22 protein-coding genes are annotated in these 22,152 nt (G+C 71.8%); 19 read left to right on the top strand and 3 right to left on the bottom strand.

Going from position 1 to position 22,152, the window contains the following annotated elements; translation table 11 throughout:
• Positions 1–17: 17 nt before the first annotated feature.
• From OG570_RS08785 to OG570_RS08755, 7 genes are all read left to right on the top strand, one after another.
• Positions 18–1,073 carry a UDP-N-acetylmuramate dehydrogenase gene (locus OG570_RS08785; RefSeq protein ID WP_326956183.1) on the top strand — a complete coding sequence of 352 codons (1,056 nt, stop codon included), beginning with the start codon at positions 18–20 and terminating at the stop codon, positions 1,071–1,073.
• 159 nt (positions 1,074–1,232) lie between these two features.
• Positions 1,233–2,414 (top strand): L,D-transpeptidase, encoded by a 1,182-nt coding sequence (locus OG570_RS08780; RefSeq protein WP_326956182.1) that lies wholly within the window; start codon positions 1,233–1,235, stop codon positions 2,412–2,414.
• A gap of 3 nt (positions 2,415–2,417) precedes the next feature.
• Complete coding sequence (locus OG570_RS08775) at positions 2,418–3,233, top strand: alpha/beta fold hydrolase (RefSeq protein ID WP_326945866.1); 816 nt, start codon at positions 2,418–2,420, stop codon at positions 3,231–3,233.
• 25 nt (positions 3,234–3,258) lie between these two features.
• A complete protein-coding gene (gene mshA / locus OG570_RS08770; protein WP_326945867.1) occupies positions 3,259–4,563 on the top strand; it encodes a D-inositol-3-phosphate glycosyltransferase in 1,305 nt (434 codons plus the stop codon).
• The gene (locus tag OG570_RS08765) at positions 4,560–5,072 is read left to right on the top strand and encodes a YbjN domain-containing protein (RefSeq protein WP_326945868.1); all 513 of its coding nucleotides are present in this window, start codon (positions 4,560–4,562) and stop codon (positions 5,070–5,072) included. Before mshA ends, OG570_RS08765 begins: the two co-directional genes overlap by 4 nt.
• 70 nt (positions 5,073–5,142) lie before the next feature.
• Positions 5,143–6,039 carry a DUF4349 domain-containing protein gene (locus OG570_RS08760; protein WP_326956181.1) on the top strand — a complete coding sequence of 299 codons (897 nt, stop codon included), beginning with the start codon at positions 5,143–5,145 and terminating at the stop codon, positions 6,037–6,039.
• A 445-nt stretch (positions 6,040–6,484) separates the two neighbouring features.
• Positions 6,485–7,234 carry a phosphoglyceromutase gene (locus tag OG570_RS08755; RefSeq protein ID WP_326956180.1) on the top strand — a complete coding sequence of 250 codons (750 nt, stop codon included), beginning with the start codon at positions 6,485–6,487 and terminating at the stop codon, positions 7,232–7,234.
• 85 nt (positions 7,235–7,319) lie between these two features.
• Here OG570_RS08755 and OG570_RS08750 read toward each other — a convergent pair whose 3' ends face one another.
• Complete coding sequence (locus OG570_RS08750) at positions 7,320–7,958, bottom strand: DNA-binding response regulator (protein ID WP_326956179.1); 639 nt, start codon at positions 7,956–7,958, stop codon at positions 7,320–7,322.
• Between the two features lie 74 nt (positions 7,959–8,032).
• Between OG570_RS08750 and OG570_RS08745 the strand changes: the two genes are divergently transcribed.
• The 12 genes from OG570_RS08745 to OG570_RS08690 all read left to right on the top strand — a co-directional run bounded on the left by OG570_RS08745 (position 8,033) and on the right by OG570_RS08690 (position 19,918).
• A complete protein-coding gene (locus OG570_RS08745; protein ID WP_326956178.1) occupies positions 8,033–8,899 on the top strand; it encodes an aldo/keto reductase in 867 nt (288 codons plus the stop codon).
• A 145-nt stretch (positions 8,900–9,044) separates the two neighbouring features.
• Positions 9,045–10,286 carry a sensor histidine kinase gene (locus OG570_RS08740; protein WP_326945873.1) on the top strand — a complete coding sequence of 414 codons (1,242 nt, stop codon included), beginning with the start codon at positions 9,045–9,047 and terminating at the stop codon, positions 10,284–10,286.
• Complete coding sequence (locus tag OG570_RS08735) at positions 10,283–10,972, top strand: response regulator transcription factor (protein WP_247060263.1); 690 nt, start codon at positions 10,283–10,285, stop codon at positions 10,970–10,972. The genes OG570_RS08740 and OG570_RS08735 overlap by 4 nt, the downstream gene beginning before the upstream one ends.
• A gap of 178 nt (positions 10,973–11,150) precedes the next feature.
• Entirely contained in the window at positions 11,151–12,134 is a 984-nt protein-coding gene (locus OG570_RS08730; protein ID WP_326945874.1) for a Ppx/GppA phosphatase family protein, read from the top strand.
• Positions 12,135–12,303: 169 nt separating this feature from the next.
• On the top strand, positions 12,304–13,974 hold the full coding sequence (locus tag OG570_RS08725; RefSeq protein ID WP_326956177.1) for a hypothetical protein: 1,671 nt from the start codon (positions 12,304–12,306) through the stop codon (positions 13,972–13,974).
• Positions 13,975–14,048: 74 nt separating this feature from the next.
• Entirely contained in the window at positions 14,049–14,861 is an 813-nt protein-coding gene (locus OG570_RS08720; protein WP_247060266.1) for a sugar phosphate isomerase/epimerase family protein, read from the top strand.
• 221 nt (positions 14,862–15,082) lie between these two features.
• Complete coding sequence (locus OG570_RS08715; protein WP_247063891.1) at positions 15,083–15,853, top strand: thioesterase family protein; 771 nt, start codon at positions 15,083–15,085, stop codon at positions 15,851–15,853.
• A gap of 25 nt (positions 15,854–15,878) precedes the next feature.
• A complete protein-coding gene (gene proC / locus OG570_RS08710; RefSeq protein WP_326945876.1) occupies positions 15,879–16,688 on the top strand; it encodes a pyrroline-5-carboxylate reductase in 810 nt (269 codons plus the stop codon).
• A 310-nt stretch (positions 16,689–16,998) separates the two neighbouring features.
• Entirely contained in the window at positions 16,999–17,214 is a 216-nt protein-coding gene (locus OG570_RS08705) for a helix-turn-helix domain-containing protein (RefSeq protein ID WP_247063893.1), read from the top strand.
• Positions 17,215–17,380: 166 nt separating this feature from the next.
• Entirely contained in the window at positions 17,381–17,482 is a 102-nt protein-coding gene (locus OG570_RS08700; RefSeq protein WP_007030867.1) for a 30S ribosomal protein bS22, read from the top strand.
• Between the two features lie 262 nt (positions 17,483–17,744).
• A complete protein-coding gene (locus OG570_RS08695) occupies positions 17,745–18,791 on the top strand; it encodes an NAD-dependent epimerase/dehydratase family protein (RefSeq protein WP_326945877.1) in 1,047 nt (348 codons plus the stop codon).
• Positions 18,792–18,877: 86 nt separating this feature from the next.
• Positions 18,878–19,918: a lysophospholipid acyltransferase family protein gene (locus tag OG570_RS08690; RefSeq protein WP_326956176.1), complete on the top strand. Its 1,041-nt coding sequence runs from the start codon at positions 18,878–18,880 to the stop codon at positions 19,916–19,918.
• Between the two features lie 80 nt (positions 19,919–19,998).
• Here OG570_RS08690 and OG570_RS08685 read toward each other — a convergent pair whose 3' ends face one another.
• Together OG570_RS08685 and OG570_RS08680 are read right to left on the bottom strand one after the other, a co-directional pair.
• Complete coding sequence (locus OG570_RS08685) at positions 19,999–20,916, bottom strand: HAD family hydrolase (protein WP_326945879.1); 918 nt, start codon at positions 20,914–20,916, stop codon at positions 19,999–20,001.
• Positions 20,917–21,010: 94 nt separating this feature from the next.
• The gene (locus OG570_RS08680; protein ID WP_326945880.1) at positions 21,011–22,087 is read right to left on the bottom strand and encodes a DUF5667 domain-containing protein; all 1,077 of its coding nucleotides are present in this window, start codon (positions 22,085–22,087) and stop codon (positions 21,011–21,013) included.
• Positions 22,088–22,152: the final 65 nt, after the last annotated feature.

Below are 22,152 nucleotides of genomic sequence, written 5' to 3'. Positions count from 1 at the left end.
ACAGTACCGTCAGGCGCGTGAACTCCGCCCGTACTCCCGCACTCCCGGCCCTCTCCGCGTACACCACGCTGCGCCTCGGCGGCCCGGCCCGCCGGTTCGTCAGCGCCGCGACCAGCGAAGATCTCGTCGCGGCGGTCCGCGAGGCCGACGCGGCGGGCGAACCGGTGCTGCTGCTCGGCGGCGGCTCCAACCTGGTGGTCGGCGACGCGGGGTTCGACGGCGTGGTCGTCGAGGTGGCCAACACCGGCTGGCGGCGTGACGGCGCGATCGTCGAGGTCGAGGCCGGCCAGAACTGGGACGCCTTCGTCGCCGGTCTGGTCGCGGCGGGCCTGGGCGGGCTCGAATGCCTCTCCGGCATCCCCGGCAGCGTCGGCGCGACGCCGATCCAGAACGTCGGCGCGTACGGCTGCGAGGTCGCCGAGTCGATCGTCTCGCTGGAGCTGTACGACCGCGTGACGCGCGAAGTGCGCACGCTCAAGGCCGACGAGCTCGGCTTCGCCTACCGCACCAGCATCCTCAAGGGCACCGACACCGGCGTCGTCCTCTCGGTCCGCTTCGAGGTCCGCGAAGACGGCCTCTCCGCGCCGGTCCGCTACGCCGAGCTCGCGCGCACACTCGGCGTCGAGATCGGCTCGCGCGTCCCGGCCGCCGACGCGCGCGAAGCCGTCCTCGGGCTGCGTCGCGGCAAGGGCATGGTGCTCGACCCGGCGGACCACGACACGTGGAGCGCGGGCTCGTTCTTCACCAACCCGATCGTCCCGGCGGCCGACGCCGAGGCGGTGCTGGCCCGCATCGCGGAGAGCGTCGAGGGCAGCGCCCCGCAGTACCCGGCCGACGGTGGCGTCAAGCTGTCCGCGGCCTGGCTGATCGAGCGCGCCGGCTTCGGCAAGGGGTACCCCGGGCCGGGGAACCGCGTCTCGCTCTCGACCAAGCACACGCTCGCGCTGACCAACCGCGGCGACGCGACGACGGAAGACCTGCTCACGCTGGCCCGCGAGGTCCGCGACGGCGTCCACGAGCGCTTCGGCGTCCGCCTGCGGCCTGAACCGCTCTTGATCAACTGCGTCATTTGAGCCGAAACGGGCAACCTGGACGTGTATCAGACGTCTTTGTCGACAACGGTGGCGTCCACCTGATCGGTTGGTCTTTACCTTTCGGCAGGTAACGTCAGGCGGGTCACCAGCGCTAAGGGCGTGGACTCGCTGGTCGGCGGGGGAACTCGGGAGGAATTCGTGATCGAACGGCGCTTGGTCTTCAAGGCGGCTCTCGCGGCGGGGGCCGCTGTGGTCGTCGCGGCGTGTTCGGGCACGAACGACGGCACCGCGCTGCCCACCGGGGCCGCGAACGCCGACGGCGAGGGCGGCGGCGCGCAGCCCGTGGCGAAGATCACGGCCGAGCCGGCCGCGAACGTCAAGGACGCCCCGGTCCTCAAGCCCGTCGTGATCAAGGTCGCCGACGGCAAGCTCACCGAGTGCAAGGTCACCGCCGACGGCGGCAAGGACGTCAAGGGCGACACCTCGCCCGACGGGCTCACCTGGACCAGCTCCGAGCCGCTCGGTTACGGCAAGAAGTACACCTACGCGGCCAAGGCCACCGGCAGCGACGGCAAGCCGGTCGACTTCACCGGCACCTTCACCACGGTCAGCCCGGCCAAGCAGGTCCGCGCCACGCTCAACCCGGCCGACAACGCCCAGGTCGGCGTGGCCATGCCGATCAGCGTCAAGTTCGCGTCGCCGGTCAAGGACCGCGCGGCCGTCGAGAAGGCGCTGTCCGTGAAGACGGACAAGAACGTCGAGGGCGCCTGGGGCTGGCTGTCCGACAGCCAGGTCGACTACCGGCCGAAGGAATACTGGCCGCAGAACATCACGGTGAACGTCGAGGCGAAGCTGTACGGCGTCGAGCTGGGCGGCGGCGCGTACGGCAAGGCCGACGTCACCACGAAGTTCAAGATCGGCCGCAACCAGGTGGTCAAGGTCAACACCCCGGAGCACCAGATGCACGTCTACCGCGGCGGCTCGCAGGTCAAGAGCTACCCGTGCGCGAACGGGCTGGACGCCGAGGTCGACCGCAACACCCCGAACGGCACCTACATCGTGATGAGCAAGGAGCCGACGGCGGTCTTCGACAACGCCCGCTACGGCTACACGAACGTCAACAAGAAGTGGGCCTGCCGGTTCTCCAACCACGGCGAGTACATCCACGAGAACCAGGACAACGCGGCCAACATCGGGAAGACCAACAACTCCCACGGCTGCGTCAACCTGCTCGAGGCCGACGCCAAGGACTACTTCGACTCCGCGCTGGTCGGCGACCCGGTCGAGATCACCGGCTCCAAGCTCGGCGCGCCGATGGCCTCGGACGTCAAGGACTGGAACTACTCCTGGTCGGCCTGGCAGGCGCTGGGCGCGAAGTAACCCGTGCGCACCGAGGTCGTCGGACACGGCGGGACGCGGCTCGGCCTGCGGGTCGAGGGGGCCGGGAACAGCAGGCCGATCGTGTTCGTGCACGGCTGGGCGCAGTCGTCCGGCGCCTGGGCCGCGCAGCTGGCCGACCCGGCGCTGACCGAGCGGTTCCGCCTGGTCGCGATGGACCTGCGCGGGCACGGCGCGTCCGACGTCCCGGCCGCCGGGTACGACGACCCGGTGGTCTGGGCCGACGACCTCGCCGCGGTGCTCGACTTCGCCGGGCCCGACGCGATCGTCGTCGCCTGGTCGTACGGCGGCCTGGTGCTGACCGACCACATCCGGGTGCACGGCACCGCACGGCTGCGCGGGATCGTGCTCGTCGGCGCGATCACGGAAATCGGCCGCGACCGGCCGGGCGGGCGCGTCGGCTCGCTGATGCGCGAGCACATGCGCGCGATGCTTTCGGACGATCCGGACATCGCGGTCCCGGCGCTCACGGCGTTCAGCCGCGACATGGTGACCCGCCCGATCCCCGGTACGCAGGCCCAAGCCCTGCTCGGAGCGTCTCTCGGCGTGCCGCCCGCGGTGCGCGCGGCGTTGTTCCGCCGCGACGTCGGCAGCGACGACGTCCTGGCCGCGATCGACAAACCCGCCCTGGTCGTGCACGGTTCCCAGGACCGCGTGATCGACTCCGCGGCGGCGAAGCACACGATCGGGAAGATTCCGGGGGCCACCGGACGTTGGTTCCTTGGCGGGGGTCATGCGCCCTTCGCCGAGGCCGCGGACGAGTTCGACGCGGTGCTCCGGCAGTTCGCCGAGGAATGCTGACGTAGAACGCGGGAGACGAGACCAGGTGACCAGCTCCATCCGGGGGTTCCGTGCTGCGCCGCGACGGGTAGCGGTGTTGTCCGTACACACTTCGCCGCTCGAGCAGCCGGGGACCGGCGACGCGGGCGGGATGAACGTCTACGTCAGCCAGACGGCGACCGAGATGGCCCGCCGCGGCGTCGAGGTCGAGGTGTTCACCCGCGCGACGGCGTCGGACCAGCCGCCGGTGGCCGAGCTGGCGCCGGGCGTGACCGTCCGGCACGTGCAGGCGGGGCCCTTCGAGCCGCTGAGCCGCGACGAGCTGCCCGCGCAGCTGTGCGCGTTCACCTCCGGCGTGCTGCGCACGGAGGCGTTCCACGAGCCCGGGTACTACGACCTCATCCACTCGCACTACTGGCTTTCGGGCCAGGTCGGCTGGCTCGCCCGCGACCGCTGGTCCGTGCCGCTGGTGCACACCGCGCACACCCTGGCGAAGGTGAAGAACGCCGCGCTCGCCGAGGGTGACAAGCCCGAGCCGCGGCTGCGCGTGATCGGCGAGGAGCAGGTCGTCGCGGAGGCGGACAGGCTGGTCGCCAACACCCCGGTCGAGGCGCGGCAGCTCATCGACCTCTACGGCGCCGAGCCGCACGCGGTGCACGCCGTGCCGCCGGGTGTCGACCTCGAACGCTTCACCCCGGGCCCGAAGAACGTCGCGCGCGCCGAGCTCGGCCTGCCCGGCGACGCCGTCGTGCTGGCGTTCGCCGGCCGGATCCAGCCGCTGAAGGCGCCGGACGTGCTGCTCTACGCCGCCGAGGCGCTGCTGCGACGGCGGCCGGAACTGGCGTCGAAGCTGATCGTGCTGATCGTCGGCGGGCCGTCCGGCACCGGGCTGGAGCAGCCGCAGGCGCTGCGCGAGCTCGCCGTCTCCCTCGGCATCGAGGCGCAGGTCCGATTCCTGCCGCCGCAGCCCGGCCCGGCGCTCGCCCGGGTGTTCCGCGCCGCCGACGTCGTCGCGGTGCCCAGCTACAACGAGTCGTTCGGGCTGGTCGCGCTGGAGGCGCAGGCCTGCGGGACGCCGGTGGTCGCCGCCGACGTCGGCGGGCTGCCGATGGCGGTGCCGCACGGCGTCTCCGGGCTGCTGGTGCCGGGGCACGGCGCCGAGGAGTGGGCGGACGCGCTGGCCGCGGTCGCGCTGCGCCCGGACCGGTGCGCCGAGCTCGGCGCCAACGCCGTCCTGCACGCGCGGCACTTCTCCTGGCGTCGTACGACGGACGCGCTGCTCGACATCTATGCTCAAGCCACCAGCGCGTTCTCCCGCGCCCTGGAGCTGCGCGCGGAGGTGGCGGTGTGAGTCTCGACGAGCTGATCAAGTCCACTTTGGACGACGCGGAACTGAAGTACGACCGGCGGGGCCCGGGAAAGTACTTCGTCACACTGCCCGGAACCAAGAAGCTGCAGACGAACGCTTGGCTCGTCGACGGCGACCACGCGTTCTCCGTGGAGGCGTTCGTCTGCCGTCGGCCGGATGAGTCCCATGAGGACGTTTACCGCTTCCTGTTGCAACGCAACGCGAAGCTCTACGGCGTTCACTACACAGTGGACAGTCTCGGTGACATCTACCTGGTCGGCCGGTTCGGCAAGGAGACGCTGAGCGCCGAAGAGCTCGACAAGGTGCTCGGCCAGGTCCTCGAAGCCGCCGACGGCGACTTCAACACCCTGCTGGAGATCGGCTTCGCGACGTCGATCAAGCGCGAGTGGGACTGGCGCGTCTCCCGCGGCGAGTCCCTGGCCAACCTCGAGGCGTTCAAGCACCTCGTCGGACCCGCGAAGCCGCACGAACCAGGCTTGACCGAGTCGTGACCCGGCCCGTGCAACGGGGCTGAACCGGACATCCGTCTCACCGCCAGTCGAAACTGGAGGGAGACGCAGGATGCGGACTCGATGGAGAACCCTGCTCGCGGTCGCGGGTGTGGCGTTCGTGCTGGCCGGCTGCTCGGCGAACGAGAGCGGCACGTCGACCTCGGCGGACAGTGCCGGGATCGGTCCGGCCCCGGCGGTGCCGCAACAGCCGCAGCAGGGGACCGCGGGCAACGGGAAGGCCGAGCCGGACAAGGGACAGCCGGTCCCCGCGCCGCAGGCCGGGGCGGCCGATCGCAAGCTTTCGCGCAGCGCCCGGCTCGAGCTGACCGCCACGAAGGTCACCGACGTCGTCGCGGAGGCGCGGGGGATCGCGCAGGGCGCCGGGGGGTACACCGGGCAGGAGAGCACCGGCGACCGGTTGGCGACGCTCAGCCTCGCCGTGCCCGCCGAGAAGCTGGACGGCGTGCTCGACCAGCTTTCGCACCTGGGCACCGGCCTGGTGAAGCGGGAGCTGAACACCCAGGACGTCACGGAGCAGACCATCGACGTCGAAGCGCGGCTGGCGACGCAGCGGGCGTCGGTGGAGCGGATCCGCGCGTTGCTCGCGAAGGCGACTTCGGTGTCGGAGATCGCTTCGGTGGAAAGTGAGCTCACGAGCCGCGAAGCCACTCTCGAATCCCTCGAACAGCAACGGAATTCGCTCGCGGGCAGCGTCGCGATGTCGACCGTCGCGATGACCATCCGGAACGTGGCCGCGCCGCCGCCCGCCGAAGAGGACCACAGCGGGTTCCTCGGTGGCCTGGCCGGCGGCTGGGACGCGTTCCTCGTCTTCGGCGGCGGCCTGCTGACGGTGCTGGGCGCGATCGCGCCGTTCCTGCTGATCCTCGGCCCGCTCGCCTGGGCGGGCTGGTGGCTGCACCGGCGTCGCCGGGCGGCGCGGCCGGAACCCGTGACGCCCGAGGTGTGAAGCGGGCAGGCGGGACGGCTCGAGGGAGGGGGGAGTCGCGATCTCGAGCCGCCCCGCTGAAGTTCCCGCCGATCAGGACCCGGTGACGAGGGGGGTGCCAACGGGGCCGGCGGGCCGCGGCTCGGCAGGGGGGAGACGAGCCGCGGTCAAAGCCCGAAACCGGCCGGGGAGTGCGTGGAATCCGGCCGCTCGGGACTTAGTCAACCTGTCAGAACTCGACCTGTAATCACAAGACTACACACTAGTCCGTTCGAGTGAACTTTGCGCAGACCGATAACGCAGTGCAGCATGTTGCACTGAATTTGCGCCTTGTTGGCAGGCTGACTTGTCATCGGGTGAAGGTGTTACTTTCGGGTAACACACTCTGTGTAGGTCGGCTGGGGAAAACCCCAGACCTGGGAGGTCACCAGCGGGCACCGTGGTCCGTTCTGGCAGGCTGGGCCCCATGGCCGAACTTGGGACGTTGGTGCTGCTCCGTCACGGGCAGAGCACGTGGAACGCGGAAAACCTGTTCACCGGCTGGGTGGACGTACCCCTTTCGGAGCAGGGTGAAGGCGAAGCCCGCAAGGGCGGCCAGCTGCTGGCCGACGCCGCGCTGCTGCCGGACGTGGTGCACACCTCGCTGCTGCGGCGCGCGATCTCGACCGCGAACATCGCCCTCGACGCCGCGGACCGCCACTGGATCCCGGTGAAGCGCGACTGGCGGCTCAACGAGCGCCACTACGGCGCGCTGCAGGGCAAGGACAAGAAGCAGACGCTGGCCGAGTTCGGCGAGGAGCAGTTCATGCTCTGGCGCCGCTCGTACGACACCCCGCCGCCGGCGATCGACCCGAAGGACCAGTGGAGCCAGGCGGGCGACGCGCGGTACGCGGACCTCGGCGACAGCGCGCCGCTGACCGAGTGCCTGAAGGACGTCGTCGCGCGGCTGCTGCCGTACTGGGAGTCCGCGATCGTGCCGGACCTGCGCGCGGGCAAGACCGTGCTGGTCGCCGCGCACGGCAACTCGCTGCGCGCGCTCGTCAAGCACCTCGACGGGATCTCGGACGCGGACATCGCGGGCCTGAACATCCCGACCGGCATCCCGCTGCGCTACGACCTCACCGACGACCTGAAGCCGGTGAAGCCGGGCGGCGAGTACCTCGACCCGGACGCCGCCAAGGAAGCCGCGGCCGCGGTCGCGAACCAGGGCCGCTGACCCTCAGTCCAAAGCCGTGAAGGCCTCCTTACCGGCCATAAGAGCCGGTAAGGAGGCCTTCACGGCTTTCAGGCAGCGGCAGGGCTCACAGGAGGCCGGCTTCGCGGGCCCGGGCACCGGCCTGGAACCGCGAGGACGCGCCGAGGATCTCCATCAGCTCGGCCACCCGGCGCCGGTAGGTGCGCAGGCTGACGCCGAGCGCGCGGGCCGCCGTCTCGTCCTTGCAGCCGGCAGCGAGCTGCTCGAGGATCTCCCGCGCGCCGAGCTCGGTGAACCGGGCCTGGTAGGACTCCAGGTCGATCGCGCTCGCCCAGACCGCCTCGTACAGCGACTGGATGCCCTGGATCAGCTCGGGGCTGCTGACGACGGTGTAGCTGCGGACGCCGCCGACGCGATCGCCCGCCACGATCGCGATCCGGCGGTCCAGCAGGATCGTCTCGTTGATGTCGCGCTCGGTGATCCGGATCCGGGCGCCGTGGTCGGCCATGAACCGCAGGTGCCCGGCGAGGGTGGGGTCGAGCAGCACGCCGGGCTGGTAGACCTTGCGCACGGCCGTCGCGCGCACCGCCTGCTCCCGCTCGGGCGCGGTCGGGTGCGCCACCGACCACGTGTGCAGGTCGCGGGCCGCGCACGAAACCTCCGTCGCCGCCGCGAACAAGTGCTTCGTCCGCTCGAACAGCTCGGCCTCACCGCGCACCACGACGACGTCCGTCACCTTTTCCACACCATCGAGTGTCCGCGCCTGGCAGCAAACTGCCAAACCCGGCCCGGATCTCCCCGGGTGGCGAAGCTGGAGTCATGACCACGACACACCCCGCCGCCGCGGCGGGCACCTGGAAGCTCGGCTCCTTCGAAGTCAACCGGCTCGGTTTCGGCGCGATGCGCCTGATGTCCACTTCGGACGGCGGCGTCCGCGACCGCGAGACGTCCATCGCCGTGCTCCGCCGCGCCGTCGAGCTCGGCGTGAACCACATCGACACCGCTTCCTTCTACTTCGCCGGCCCGCGCGCGGCGAACGAGCTCATCAACAGCGCCCTCGCGCCGTACGACAACCTGGTGCTCACCACCAAGGTCGGCCCCGGCCGCGACTTCGAAGGCACCTTCTACACCGCCCGGCCCGAGCAGCTGCGCGCCCAGGTCGAGCAGAACCTGCGCGAACTGGGTCTGGACCACCTCGACGTCGCCAACTACCGGATCGGCGAAGGTCTGGACCGCGGCGCCGGCTCCCTCTCCGACGGCTTCGGCGCGCTCGCCGACCTCCGGGAGAAGGGGCTGATCCGCGAGCTGGGCATCTCCAACGTCGGCCCGGAGCACCTGACGGAGGCGCTGGCGATCGCGCCGGTCGTCTGCGTGCAGAACCAGTACGGCCTGACCGCGCGCCGCGAGGACGACGAGATCGTCCGGCTGTGCGCCGACCACGGCGTCGCCTTCGTGCCGTTCTTCGCCGTCGCCAGCGGTACGGGGGAGGACGCGCGGGTCGCGGAGGTCGCGAAGCGCCACGACGCCACGCCGGCGCAGATCCGGCTCGCGTGGACGTTGCACCAGGGCCCGCACGTGCTCGCCATCCCGGGCACCGGCGATCTCGCGCACCTCGAGCAGAACGTCGCCGCGGCCGCGCTGGAGCTCACCGACGACGACCTGAAGACACTCGAACGAGACAACTGATTCACCCGGAATGTCTCGGTCGGGAATCGGCCGGGTGAACGTGGGCTGACACCCCGGCGAACAAGTCGCCGTCAGGTGTCGCGGTGCTCACGACAAGGCGGACAACGCTAGGCCGAAGGGCCACATCAGCGCTTACGATCGGCCCGTGACCACGCCTGTTTCACTCGCACTGGCCATCGGCGCCCTGGTGGCCGGTGCGGTGGTCGGCTACCTCGTCGCGCGGGCGCGAACCCGGCGCGAAGAGGCCCGCCCACCGGGCCCGACCGTCGCGGAGCTGCTCGAGCGATTGGTCCGGTCCTCCCACAACGGCGTCGTCGTGCTCAACAAGTTCGGCGACATGGTGCTGCACAACCCGCGTGCCTACGAGCTCGGCCTGGTCCGGGTCAACCAGGCCGACCCGCGGGCCCGCAAGGCCGCCGAACAGGTCGTCGAAACCGACGAGCCGATGGAGATCGACCTCTCGCCGCTGGAAGCGCGCGGCCGCCAGCCGGAGGCGGTGCTCGGCCAGGTCCGGCCCCTCGGCGACGGCTTCACCGTCGTCGAGGCGGTCGACCACTCCGAGGCCATCCGGCTGGAGGCCGTGCGCCGCGACTTCGTCGCCAACGTCAGCCACGAGCTCAAGACCCCGGTCGGCGCGATCGCGCTGCTCACCGAGGCCGTCCTCGACGCCGCCGAGGACGTCGAGGAGGTCCGCCGCTTCGGGAGCAAGATCCTGCGCGAGTCGACCCGGCTCGGCCAGCTCGTCACCGAGCTGATCGCGTTGTCGCGGCTGCAGGGCGCCGAGCGGCTGCCGGACCTCAACGTCGTCGAGGTCGACGCGGTCGTGCGCGAAGCACTCGGCCGCACGACGCTCTCGGCGGAGTCGGCCGAGATCACCATCACCACCGACCCGGTCAGCGGCCTGCTCATCGAGGGCGACCGCACGCTGCTGGTCACCGCGCTGTCGAACCTGCTGGAGAACGCCGTCGCGTACTCGCCGGCCGGCAGCCCGGTGTCGATCTCGCGGCGGCTGGCCGACGGCATGGTCGAGATCGCCGTCACCGACCGCGGCATCGGCATCCCCGAGGACGAGCAGACCCGCGTGTTCGAGCGCTTCTACCGTGCCGACAAGGCCCGCTCGCGCGCCACCGGCGGCACCGGGCTCGGCCTGGCCATCGTCAAGCACGTCGCGGCCAACCACGGCGGCTCGGTGGGCCTGTGGAGCCGGCCCGGCACCGGCTCGACGTTCACCCTCCGCATCCCCGCGCACGTCAGCCCCGAACCGGCCCCCGAGCCGGCGCGGGCGGCCAAGACCTCGCCGGCACCACGGCAGGAGAAGACCCCCGAGCGCACCCAGAGGCTCGTGGTTACCGGGCAGGAAAGCCCAGATCATGGAGGAAACCTGTGACCAGGGTTCTCATCGTCGAAGACGAGGAGTCGTTCGCCGACCCGCTCGCCTTCCTGCTGCGGAAGGAAGGCTTCACCGCGGCGGTGGCGGGCACCGGCCAGGCCGCGCTGGAGGAGTTCGACCGCAACGGCGCCGACATCGTCCTGCTGGACCTGATGCTGCCGGGCATGAGCGGCACCGACGTCTGCAAGCAGCTGCGCCAGCGCTCCGCCGTGCCGGTGATCATGGTGACCGCGCGGGACAGCGAGATCGACAAGGTCGTCGGCCTGGAGCTGGGCGCGGACGACTACGTCACCAAGCCGTACTCGGCGCGTGAGCTGATCGCGCGGGTCCGCGCGGTGCTGCGCCGCGGCGGCGAGCCCGGCGCCGAGGGCGAGCTGGCCCCGCTGGTGCTCTCGGCGGGCCCGGTGCGGATGGACGTCGAACGGCACGTGGTGACCGTGGACGGCGAGGAGGTCTCACTCCCGCTCAAGGAGTTCGACCTGCTCGAGTACCTGCTGCGCAACGTCGGCCGGGTGCTCACCCGCGGCCAGCTCATCGACCGGGTGTGGGGCGCGGACTACGTCGGCGACACCAAGACCCTCGACGTCCACGTGAAGCGCCTGCGGTCGAAGATCGAGCCGGACCCGGGCTCGCCGCGGCACCTGGTCACGGTGCGCGGCCTGGGCTACAAGTTCGAGACGTAAGTCCAATTTGTCCTGTAGGGCACCCTCACGGCTCAAACGGCCGTGAGGGTGCCCTACAGGGCGTTCAGGGCGTTCGGGGTGGTCGCGGGGCCGCGGAGGCGCGCCGGGGCGGTACCGCATCGAGTGTTGTTGGTTACATGTTCGAGACCTGACGCTCGGGCCGGTACGCTGGACCCCCGTGCGCCTAGGGGTACTCGACGTCGGTTCCAACACCGTCCACCTGCTCGTGGTCGACGCCCACCGTGGCGCCCACCCGACCCCGATGCATTCCGAGAAGTCCGTGCTCCGGCTGGCCGAGCAGATCACCCGCAGCGGAGACCTCAGCAAGACCGGCGCGGACGAGCTCGTGACCGCGGTCGAATCCGCCAAGGCGGCGGCCGTCCGGCTCGGCTGCGAAGAGGTCATGGCGTTCGCCACCTCCGCGGTCCGCGAAGCCAAGAACTCGGCGAAGGTGCTGGCCCGCGTGGCCGACGAAACCGGCGTCGAGCTGCAGGTCCTCTCCGGCACCGACGAAGCCCGGCTGACGTTCCTCGCCGTCCGCCGCTGGTACGGCTGGTCGGCCGGGCAGCTGCTGGTGCTCGACATCGGCGGCGGCTCGCTGGAGGTCGCGATGGGCCGCGACGAAGAGCCCGTGCTGGCCGAGTCCCTGCCGCTGGGCGCCGGCCGCACCACGCGCACCCGCTTCCGGCACGACCCGCCGACGCGCTCGGAGCTCGTCGCGACGTCGGCGTGGCTCGACGACCAGCTCACCGAGCTCACGCGCAAGGTCACCAAATGGGGTGAACCGGATCGCGTCGTCGCGACGTCGAAGACGTTCCGGTCACTCGCCCGGCTGACCGGCGCCGCCCCCTCGGCCGCGGGCCCGCGCGTGCGACGTACGCTCTCGGACACCGCATTGCGCCAGCTCCTGGCCTTCATCTCGCGGATGCCCTCGGCCGATCTGGCTCAGCTCGAGGGGGTCAGTTCGAGCCGATCGCACCAGCTGGTGGCGGGCGCGCTCGTCGCGCAGGCCACGATGCGGGCGCTCGGACTGCCGGAACTCGAGATCTGCCCGTGGGCTCTGCGAGAAGGTGTCATCCTGCGGCGGCTGGACCATTCCACCGGCGCGGATGAAACTGGAGCCGCACTCGTGGCGCGCTTCGGCGCACAGGAGGACCGGTGAAAGCAGACGACTGGACTTCGCCCACGACGGTGTTTTGCTTGAAGCACGGGCACGATGGAGAGGTGACGGACATGCAGAGGACGACGTACAGCGCGCGCTGCGCCGCCGGCGTGCCGTCGGGGCCTTCCCGAGGTGCCGATTCTCCGGAGCGCGCGAGGGATTACCAGGTATGACGGACCAGACCGGAGGCGACCAGCCGCAGAAGACCGTGGCTGAGCTGCTCGCACAGCACGGTGCGCAGGCCGAGGGCGGACGCCGCCGCCGGCGTCGCGCCGTCGATGACGACGACGAACCGGCCACCCCGGAACCGCCCGGCCCGACCGGCACGCACCGGCGCCCGGGGATCGGCGACACCGGCCCGCAGGCGATCATCGACCGGGTCCACTCCGAGGGCACGGTTCCGCCGCCCCCCGCTCCGCCCGCCCGCCCGGCCGGTGGCCGGCGGCGTTCCGAGCCGCCACCCTCGCCGCCGCCCGCGCCCCGCGCCGTCCCCCAGGACGCGCGGCCGCCGCAGCCGCCGGCCCGGCCCGCTCCCGGCGGCGCCGAGTCCGGCCAGTACGGGCGCCCGGTCCCGCCGGAGTCCGGCCAGTTCAACCGGCCGGCCCCGCCGCAGGAGTCCGGGCAGTTCGGCCGCCCGGCGCCGCCGGAGCCCGCCCAGCCGCCGCGACCGCAGGAGTCGGCCCAGCTGCCCGTGCCGCCGCGGGCGCCGCGCCGTCAGCCGCCGCCCCCGCAGCAGCCGTCCCAGCAGCTGCCCCAGCCGTCGCAGCAGCTCCCGACGCCGCCCCCGCCGGCGGCCGAGGAGACGCGGGCCGCCGTGCCGCCGGTCCGGCGCCGTCCGCCCCCGCCGCCACAGCCCTCGCAGCAGCTGCCGACCCCGCCGCCGCCCGGCAGCCCGCTGTCAGCACGGCTCGACGGGCTCAACGGCACCCCGGACGCCGATGTCGACAGCGCTGTCGGCCCGCCCGGGCCGATGCCCAGCGGCACGTTCGCCACGCCGCCCGGCCCGCCGCGCCGGCCCCCGTCGCGGCGTCCGCAGCCGAAGCAGGAGGCCTACACCGAGCAGTTCTCCGCCGTCCCCGACGAAGAACCGCCGCCGCCTCCGCCCCGGCAGGCGAAGGGCAAGCCGCAGCAGCCCGAGACCCCGGACATCTCCACGCCCGCGGGGCTCGCGAACTGGCGCAAGCGCCGCCAGAAGGAGCAGATGGAGGACACCGAGATCGGTGTCATGCCGGTGATCCCCACCGGTGCTCCGGACGACGGCTACCCGGACGACGACTTCGAGCCCGACGACGGTTTCGCCCCCGAAGGCAGCGGCTACCAGGCCGCCTACGACGCGGGCCCGCCGACGGGCACCTACCCGCCGCCGATGCCGTTCGCACCCGGTGACCGCGCCGCGCGGACGCCGATCCCGGACGACCTCGAGCCCTACGAGCGCGAGTTCGCCGAGCCCGGCTACCCGGCCGCCGGCCCGGACTTCGAGCAGGACGAGTACGGCTACGAGCAGGGCGACGGCTACGAAGACGACGAGTACGACGACGACGTCCCCGAACCGGCCGCCGAGCCGGTGCCCGCGGGCTCGCCGGGCAAGCAGTGGCTGGGCCTCGCCGGCCAGCTCGCCCTCGGCGTCGTCGGCGGTGCCGCCGTCTGGCTGGGCTTCAACTGGCTGTGGGTGAACATCCCGGCCGCCGCGCTGATCGCGGCGCTGCTGGTGGTCGTCGCGCTGGTCTGGATCGTGCGGAAGATCCGCCGCGCCGAGGACCTGCAGACCACCGTGCTCGCCGTGTTGGTCGGCCTGGTGGTGACGGTCTCGCCGGCGGCGTTGCTGCTGGTCGGACGCTGATCGCCGGGTAGGGGATGAGACCCAGGTCCCCTTCCCGGCCCGGCGGTGCGGCCCACCCTCGGTGACGAGGCAGGATGTCCGGCGTGACAGACGAGAAGCCGGTGCCCGTCGGGCTCAGTTCGGCGTCGGTGTGGCCGCTCAAGGCCGGCTCGGCGTTCGAGTTGGCCGCCGAGCTCGGCTACGACGGCGTCGAGGTGATGGTCTGGGCCGACGCGGTCAGCCAGGACGTCACGGCGTTGCGCCGCTGGTCGCGCCGCACCGGGATGCCGGTGCTGTCGATCCACTCGCCGTCGCTGCTGATCACCCAGCGGATCTGGTCGCCGGACCCGGTGGTGCGGCTGCGGATGTCCGTCGACGCCGCCGTGGAGCTCGGCGCGCGGACCGTCGTCGTGCACCCGCCGTTCCGCTGGCAGCGCCGCTACGGCGACGCGTTCGGTGACCTCGTCGACGAGCTGGAGGAGTCCAGCGGCGTCGAGATCGCCGTCGAGAACATGTTCAAGGTCCGGCCGCCAGGTGGGTCGAAGAACTCGCGCGTGTCGGCGTTCCGGCCGTCGATCGACCCCACGGACGTCGGGTTCCGGCACTACACGCTCGACCTGTCGCACACGGCGGCGGCGCGGATGGACGCGCTGGCGCTGGCGCAGCGGATGGGGGAGGGCCTCACGCACGTCCACCTGGCCGACGGCACCGGCATCCCGAAGGACGAGCACATGGTGCCCGGCCGCGGCGGCCAGCCGTGCGCGTCGCTGCTGGAGAAGCTGGTCAGCAACGGTTTCGCCGGGCAGATCGTGCTGGAGATCAACACCCGGCACGCCCTCACCCAGGCCCAGCGCGTCCGCGACCTCGCCGAGGCGCTGTTGTTCGCACGCTTCCACCTGGGGCAGTAAGTGAGCACGTTCCGACAGGACACGACTACTCCCGCCGCCGAATCGAGCACGTGAACACGTAAAGTTCCGACTGTGAACCCGTTGCGCTCGTTGATCTCCGCCATCCCCGGTCAGGACCCCTTTTCCCCGCCCGGGACGGTGGGTACGGACGGGCCCGCACGTTCGTGAGCGCAACGGACGGCACCGCCGCGTCCTTCGACACGGCGACGGCGACGCGGTCGATGGGCGACGGCACCTTCACCGCGGTGCTGCGCGCGGAATGGGCCATCGGGTCCCACCCGCACGGGGGTTTCCTGCTGGCCCTGCTGGCCAAGGCGGCGATCGCCGCGCTGAACGAACGCGGGGAGCCGCACGCCGAGCCGCTGGTCGTCAGCGCGGAGTTCCTGCACGCGCCCGCGCTCGGCCCGGTGCTGCTGCGCACCGACGTCCGCAAGGTCGGCCGCCGCGCGACGGTGGTCGAGGTCCGGCTGGAGCAACGCGGCCGCAGCTGCGTCGAGGCCCGGGTGACCACCGGCCGGCTGCCGATGCGGCGCCCGGAGTGGACCGACGTGCCGTCGATGCCCGCCGAGCCGTCGCCGGGGGCGCTGACCATGCCGGAGAGCCCCGAGGGCCCGTTCAACCTGGCCAAGGGCTGCGACGTGCGGCTCGACCCGGCGACCGCCGGTTACCTGGCCGGCCGCACGGGTGAGCCGCCGCGGATGCGCCTGTGGGTCCGCCCGCGCCACAGCCTGGTCGACCCGTTCTTCACGTTGCTGGCGTCCGACGTCAACCCGCCGGTGGTGATGAACCTGGGCCGCATCGGCTGGGCCCCGACGGTCCAGCTGACGGCGCTGCTGCGCACCCGCCCGGCCCCGGGCTGGCTGCGGGTCATCGTCGAGTCGAGGTCGGTGCACGAGTCCTGGTTCGACTCGGACGCCACGGTGATCGACGCGCAGGGCCGGCTGGTGTGCCAGGCCCGGCAGCTGGGCCTCGCCCCGGCCCCGGGCGGCTGAGCGCGGATCTGGCACGCTTGGCGGCATGACGGTCATCGCGGTGCTGGGTGCGGGAAAGATCGGCGAGGCGTTGCTCTCGGGGCTGCTGAACGGCGGTCACGCGCCGGGCGACCTGCTCTTCACCGAGCGGTACCCGGCGCGCGTCGAGGAGTTGACGGCCCGCTACGGCGTTCGCGGCGTCGAGGTCGAGGACGCCGCCAAGCAGGCCGACGTGCTCGTCGTGGCCGTCAAGCCGCAGGACATCGACCCGGTGCTGACCGAGCTGGCGCCGCTGCTGGGCCCGTCGTCGCTCGTGGTGTCGCTCTGCGCGGGGCTGCCGACGTCGCTGTACGAGCGCCGGCTGGCCGAGGGCGTGCCGGTGGTGCGGGTGATGCCGAACACCCCGATGCTGGTCGGCGAGGCCATGAGCGCGATTTCGGCCGGCCGCTGGGCCACGGCCGAGCACCTGGCGGTGGTGCGCGACCTGCTCTCGCACGTCGGCCAGGTCGTCGAGGTGCCCGAAGGCCAGCAGGACGCCGTCACGGCACTGTCCGGGTCCGGCCCGGCGTACTTCTTCTACCTGGTCGAGGCCATGATCGACGCCGGCATCCTGCTCGGCCTCCCGCGGGCGCTGGCCGGCCAGCTGATCATCCAGTCGGCCGTCGGCGCGGCGAAGATGCTCGCCGAGTCGGAGGAGCACCCGGTGCTGCTGCGCGAGGCCGTGACGTCGCCCGCCGGGACGACCATCAACGCCATCCGCGAGCTGGAGAAGCACGGCGTCCGCGCGGCCCTGCTCGACGCCATCGAGGCGGCCAGGGACCGCTCGGAGGCGCTGGGCAAGGCCCACGAGAGCTGAGCCGCCCACCCGGGGTGTTCCGGGGGGATGGGGCCCGCCATCGGCCTCATCGCCGGTGGCCGGTGCGTGGGCTCTCATCGCTCGAACGAGGCCTCTCTCGGCCTCGATGGTGCCCGGATTCGCCGTAATGGGCGATTACCGAGGTCTTGCACGCGCGAGTGGGTGTGCGTTAGCGCTGGTAGGAGCCCATCTCGGTGACAGGCGTCGCATTAGTCCCACCAGTCCCGCTACTCTCGATAGAGCACGTGCGTGTCGATACCACAGGTGGGGAAGCCTCGTGGCGCGACACGTGTCGAAGGACGCGGTAAACATGTCGCCGAACAAGAGGGAAGAGTTGCCCGCAGTCGGGCAGGTCCAGTTTCTGACGGTCGCCGAAGTGGCCACGCTGATGCGGGTCTCCAAGATGACCGTCTACCGTCTCGTGCACTCGGGTGAGCTACCCGCCGTCAGGGTGGGGAAGTCCTTCCGGGTGCCGGAGAAAGCAGTGCACGAGTACCTCCAGGGTGCGTATTACGACGTGGGTTGAACCAGTCGGCAGGCACGCCGCCGCCAGCGGCGCGCGGGGCTTGGACGTGCCCGCCGACCGGCCCGCGCAACGTGGCGGGTAACCTGGAAAACCGCTCGTGCCTGTGCGCTCCACCCGTTGGACGCTGCGCCGGGCAGCGTGACCGACGACGAACTAAGGAGCGCCCATGGGCTCTGTGATCAAGAAGCGCCGTAAGCGCATGTCCAAGAAGAAGCACCGCAAGCTGCTTCGCCGCACGCGAGTGCAGCGTCGGAAGGCCGGTAAGTAGCAATCCGGCTCAGCCGAGCGTGACCGTGGCCCGTCCAGTCTCTGGACGGGCCACGTCCATGTGGTGGACCGTCTCCCCTGTTCGAGTGAGGCGTCCGTCGCTTTTGGGCCCCTGGCGGTTAATAGCATGTAAGACACCCGGGAGCTACCACTGATGAGCGGTAACATCTCAAGGGTGTCCGCGCGATGCTTCCAGTGAGTGCAGGTTCGCGCACCTTGGGTGATCGTCCACCCCCCACACGCCCTACGCCGCAGGGAGTCGTATGCCGTCGAACGTCGTGCTCGTCACCGGGGTCGCCGGGGAGCTGGGTGGGAAACTGCTCGCCCGGCTCGGCAACAACCCCGACTTCGAGCGGGTCATCGGCGTCGACACGGTGCCGCCGGACAAGACCGTGCTGCAGCGCATGGGAAACGCCGAGTTCGTGCGCGCGGACATCCGGAACCCGTTGATCGCCAAGGTGATCAGCACGGCCGAAGTGGACACCGTGGTGCACGCGTCGTGCACCGCGCACCCCGCCGGCCCGGGCCGGCGCACGGCCATCAAGGAAGTCAACGTCATCGGCACCATGCGGTTGCTCGCGGCCTGCCAGCGTTCCCCGTTGGTGCGCAAGCTGGTCGTCAAGTCGACCGCGGCGGTCTACGGCGCGGGCGCGCGCTCGCAGGCGGTGTTCACCGAGGACTCCGAACTGATCCCGACGTCGACCAGCGGGTACGCGAAGGACGCCGTCGAGATGGAGGGGTACGTGCGCGGCCTGACGCGGCGCCGTCCCGACATCACCGTGACCTTGTGCCGCTTCGCCAACATCATCGGGCCGTCGACCGACACGGTCCTGTCCCGCTACTTCGCGCTGCCGGTGGTGCCGACCGTTTTCGGTTACGACGCGCGGATCCAGCTGCTGCACTCCTCGGACGCGCTGTCCGTTTTGGAACGGGCGACGATCGAGGACAAGCCCGGCGTGTTCAACGTGAGCTCCGAAGGGGTACTCACGCTCTCACAGGCGATCCGGCGAGCGGGCCGGGTCGAGCTGCCGATGCCGCGGAGCGTGGTTCCGTCGGTCGGCAAGGTGCTGCGCGGCGCGCGCGTCGTCGACTTCTCCGCCGACCAGGTGCGGCTGCTGAACTTCGGCCGGGTGGTGGACATCACCAAGCTGAAGCAGGAGTTCGGCTACACCCCGCGGTGGACCACGCGGGAGGCGTTCGACGACTACGTCGTCGGCCGCGGCCTGCGTCCGGTGCTCGACGGCGGCCGGCTCGCGGGCCTGGCCGGCAAGGTGCTGGTCGCCGCGGCGACCGGGCAGGCGAACCGGTGAGCAGGTCGAGTATGCCTTTCGGGGGCCCGGGTGGCGGAGCCCCCGGCCCGGAGCGAAGCTCCGGTGGTGACAGCAGACCGCACGGCTTGAACGACGTGGAAGGCGAGGCGGAGACGGTGGGCGGTGCCGAGGCGCAGGTCATCCCCCTGCACGGACCGGGCCGCGAGAAGCCGGCGGCCCCGCCCGCCGCCTCCGCGGCCGCGGAGGACCTGCGGGAGGCCGATGCCGCGCGTGAAGACGCCCCGGTCGTCGCGTTCCCCGGTGCCGAGGCCCCGGCCCCGGCGCCCGAGGAGCTCTCGGACGCGGCGCGCTCCGCGCTCGGCTTCATCCGCGACCGGCTGACCGGCGACTACACCGTCGACGAGTTCGGCTTCGACGCCGAGCTGACCGACGCCGTGTTCCTCCCGCCGCTGCGCGCGCTCTACCGGAACTGGTTCCGCGTCGACACCTTCGGCGTCGAGAACCTCCCGGCCGAGGGCGGCGCGCTGCTGGTGTCCAACCACTCGGGCACGTTGCCGCTGGACTCCCTGATGACGGCGGTCGCGGTCCACGACGAGACCGGCGGCCGGCACCTGCGCGGCCTCGGCGCCGACCTGGTGTTCCAGGTGCCGCTGGTGGGCTCGTTCGCCCGCAAGTCCGGCCAGACGCTGGCCTGCAACGCGGACGCGGAACGCCTGCTGCGCAAGGGTGAGCTGGTCGGCGTGTGGCCGGAGGGCTTCAAGGGCGTCGGCAAGCCGTTCTCGTCGCGCTACAAGCTGCAGCGCTTCGGCCGCGGTGGCTTCGTGTCGGCGGCGCTGCGCGCGGGCGTCCCGATCATCCCGGTGTCGGTGATCGGCGCCGAGGAGATCTACCCGAAGCTGGGCGACATCAAGGTACTGGCCCGGATGCTGGGCCTGCCGTACTTCCCGGTGACGCCGTTCTTCCCGCTGCTCGGCCCGCTGGGCGCGATCCCGCTCCCGACGAAGTGGAGCATCGAGTTCGGCGAGCCGATCCCGACCGACTCCTTCGGGCCGGACGCCGTGGACGACCCGATGCTGGTCTTCCAGCTGACGGACCAGGTGCGCGAGTCGATCCAGCAGACGCTCTACCAGCGCCTTTCGCAGCGCAAATCCGTCTTCCGCCGCTGAGCGCAGCCGTCCACCGGGCGTGAAATCCGGGTGAGGCTACGCATCTTTCCCGGCGAAAGTGACGCCTCGGGCCGGGCGCGTCAGCGGCGGCGGTAAGCCATCCCCGCGGCCACCGCCCCCGCCAGCGCCCCGGCCCCCAGTACCGAAGGTACCCCGATCTTCGCCGCTTTACGGCCGGTGCGGAAGTCGCGGATCTCCCAGCCGCGCGCGCGGGCGACGTCCCGCAGCCCGCCGTCCGGGTTGACCGCGACCGCCGTGCCCACCGCCGACAGCATCGGGATGTCGTTGGCCGAGTCCGAATAAGCCGTGCAGCGCTTGAGGTTCAGGCCCTCACGCGACGCCAGCGCGCGGACCGCGTGGGCCTTCGCGCGGCCGTGCAGCAGGTCGCCGACCAGCCGGCCGGTGTAAACGCCCTCACGTGTCTCCGCGACCGTGCCCAGCGCGCCCGTCAGGCCCAGGCGGCGCGAGATGATCGCCGCCAGCTCGATCGGGGTCGCCGTGACCAGCCAGACGCGCTGGCCGGCGTCGAGGTGCATCTGGGCGAGCGCTCGGGTGCCGGACCAGATCTTGTCCGCCATCAGCTCGTCGTAGATCTCTTCGCTGATCGACGTCAGCTCGGCCACCGTGCGGCCGGCCACAAAGGACAGTGCGCGCTCGCGGTGGGTCTTGATGTCTTCCTTGTTCTCGCGACCGCCGAGGCGGAACTTGATCTGGCCCCAGACGAAGCCGGCGAGGTCGGACGACGTGAAGAACTTGCGCGCCGCGAGCCCGCGGGCGAAGTAGAAGATCGACGCGCCCATCATCATCGTGTTGTCGACGTCGAAGAAGGCGGCCGCGGTGAGGTCGGGCGGTGCGGGCGGGGCGGGGGGCTCGGCGGCTTCGGAAACCACGCGGGCGTGGGCGGCCTCGGCCGAGGCTTCGCCCGCGAGCGCGGCGAGCCGTTCGAGCTCCTGACTCTTATCCCTGCCACGCCAAGCTGACACGCACACCGCCTCCACGTCTGCCCACGTCTGACCACGTCCCTGCGGACGTCCGGTCCTTCGCACAGCGTAGCGAGCCGCCCACCGCGGCGTCGCAGGTGTGGCCCGGACCTCAGCCGATGACGATCGGCGGCAGGCCCGGCAGCAGCGGCGGGATCGACACGATCGGCGGCGGCCTCGACGTCGAGGTCGCCGGCGGCCGGGAGGTCGACGACGGCTGGCCGAACACCGGCGGCGGCGTGCTCCCGCCGGTCGGCGCGGGCGTCTCCGCCGTCGCCGTCGCGTCCGACGGCGGGAGCTGGGTGCCGGTCGGGGCCGGCGCGGTGCTCTCAGTGGTCGAGGAGGACGACGACGTCGGCGCCGAGGACACCTCACCGCCCGAGGACGGCGCCGGACGCTGCGTGCACTCGCCGGTCGCCGGGATCAGGCCCAGGTCGTCGGCGGTGCCGGTGGTGATCTGGTAGCAGTTCAGCCGGGCCACCAGGCCGCTCGTGCGCTCCTGGACCTTGCCGAGCAGGGTCCGCACGTCGCCGAACACGGAGGCGGCGCCGGCCGGCAGCGCGGCCTGCTGCGCCGCGAGCCGGGCCGCCTGGTTCCGGGCCCACAGCCGGACGTCGGAGAGCTGCTGCGCGCCGCTGCCGTCGCTGGTCGCGACCGCGGTCAGCTGGGTGACGCCGGCACGCAGGTCGGTGGCGAAGTCGTCGTAGGCGGTCTGGTAGTCGGCCGGGCTCGCGCCTTCGGCGGCCAGCTCGCCCAGCTCGGTGACGCGGTTGGTGGCGAACTCGAGGTGCTTCTGGGCCTTCTGCTGGTCACCGAAGGTGAGGTTCAACGACGTCGTCTCGCCGGCGCGCTTCACGGCGTACAGCGCGTCACCCGGCAACGCGCCGCGGGAGAGCACCAGCGTCAGTCCGGAGAGCACGAGGACGAGGAAGAGCGCGGCGGCCACCAGGTCGGCGGTCCGCGGCCGCCACCGCCGTACCGGGGTGGCCGCCGCCGTCTCGAGGCGGCCCGCGATCTCCGCGCGGATCCGCTGCCGCGTCTCCAGGTCCGGCGCCCCGGCCGCGCCGAGTTCGCGCAGGGCGCCGACGACGGCCAGCTCGTCGGCGAACTCGCCGTCCCGGCGTACCGGGGACGGCTCCAAAGCACGCGCGAACCGATCCGCGTCGGTTCGCTCACGCGCAAACCTCACTGCGCCAGCTCCATCTCGGGCCGTGGCCGGTCCTGACACCGGTCTGGCAGGAGTAACGATCCAGA

The organism is Amycolatopsis sp. NBC_01286 (assembly GCF_035982555.1).
In the GTDB taxonomy this organism is placed as follows: domain Bacteria; phylum Actinomycetota; class Actinomycetes; order Mycobacteriales; family Pseudonocardiaceae; genus Amycolatopsis.
The sequence above is the reverse complement of the archived record's forward strand: the minus strand, read 5'-3'. Positions and strand labels throughout refer to the sequence as shown.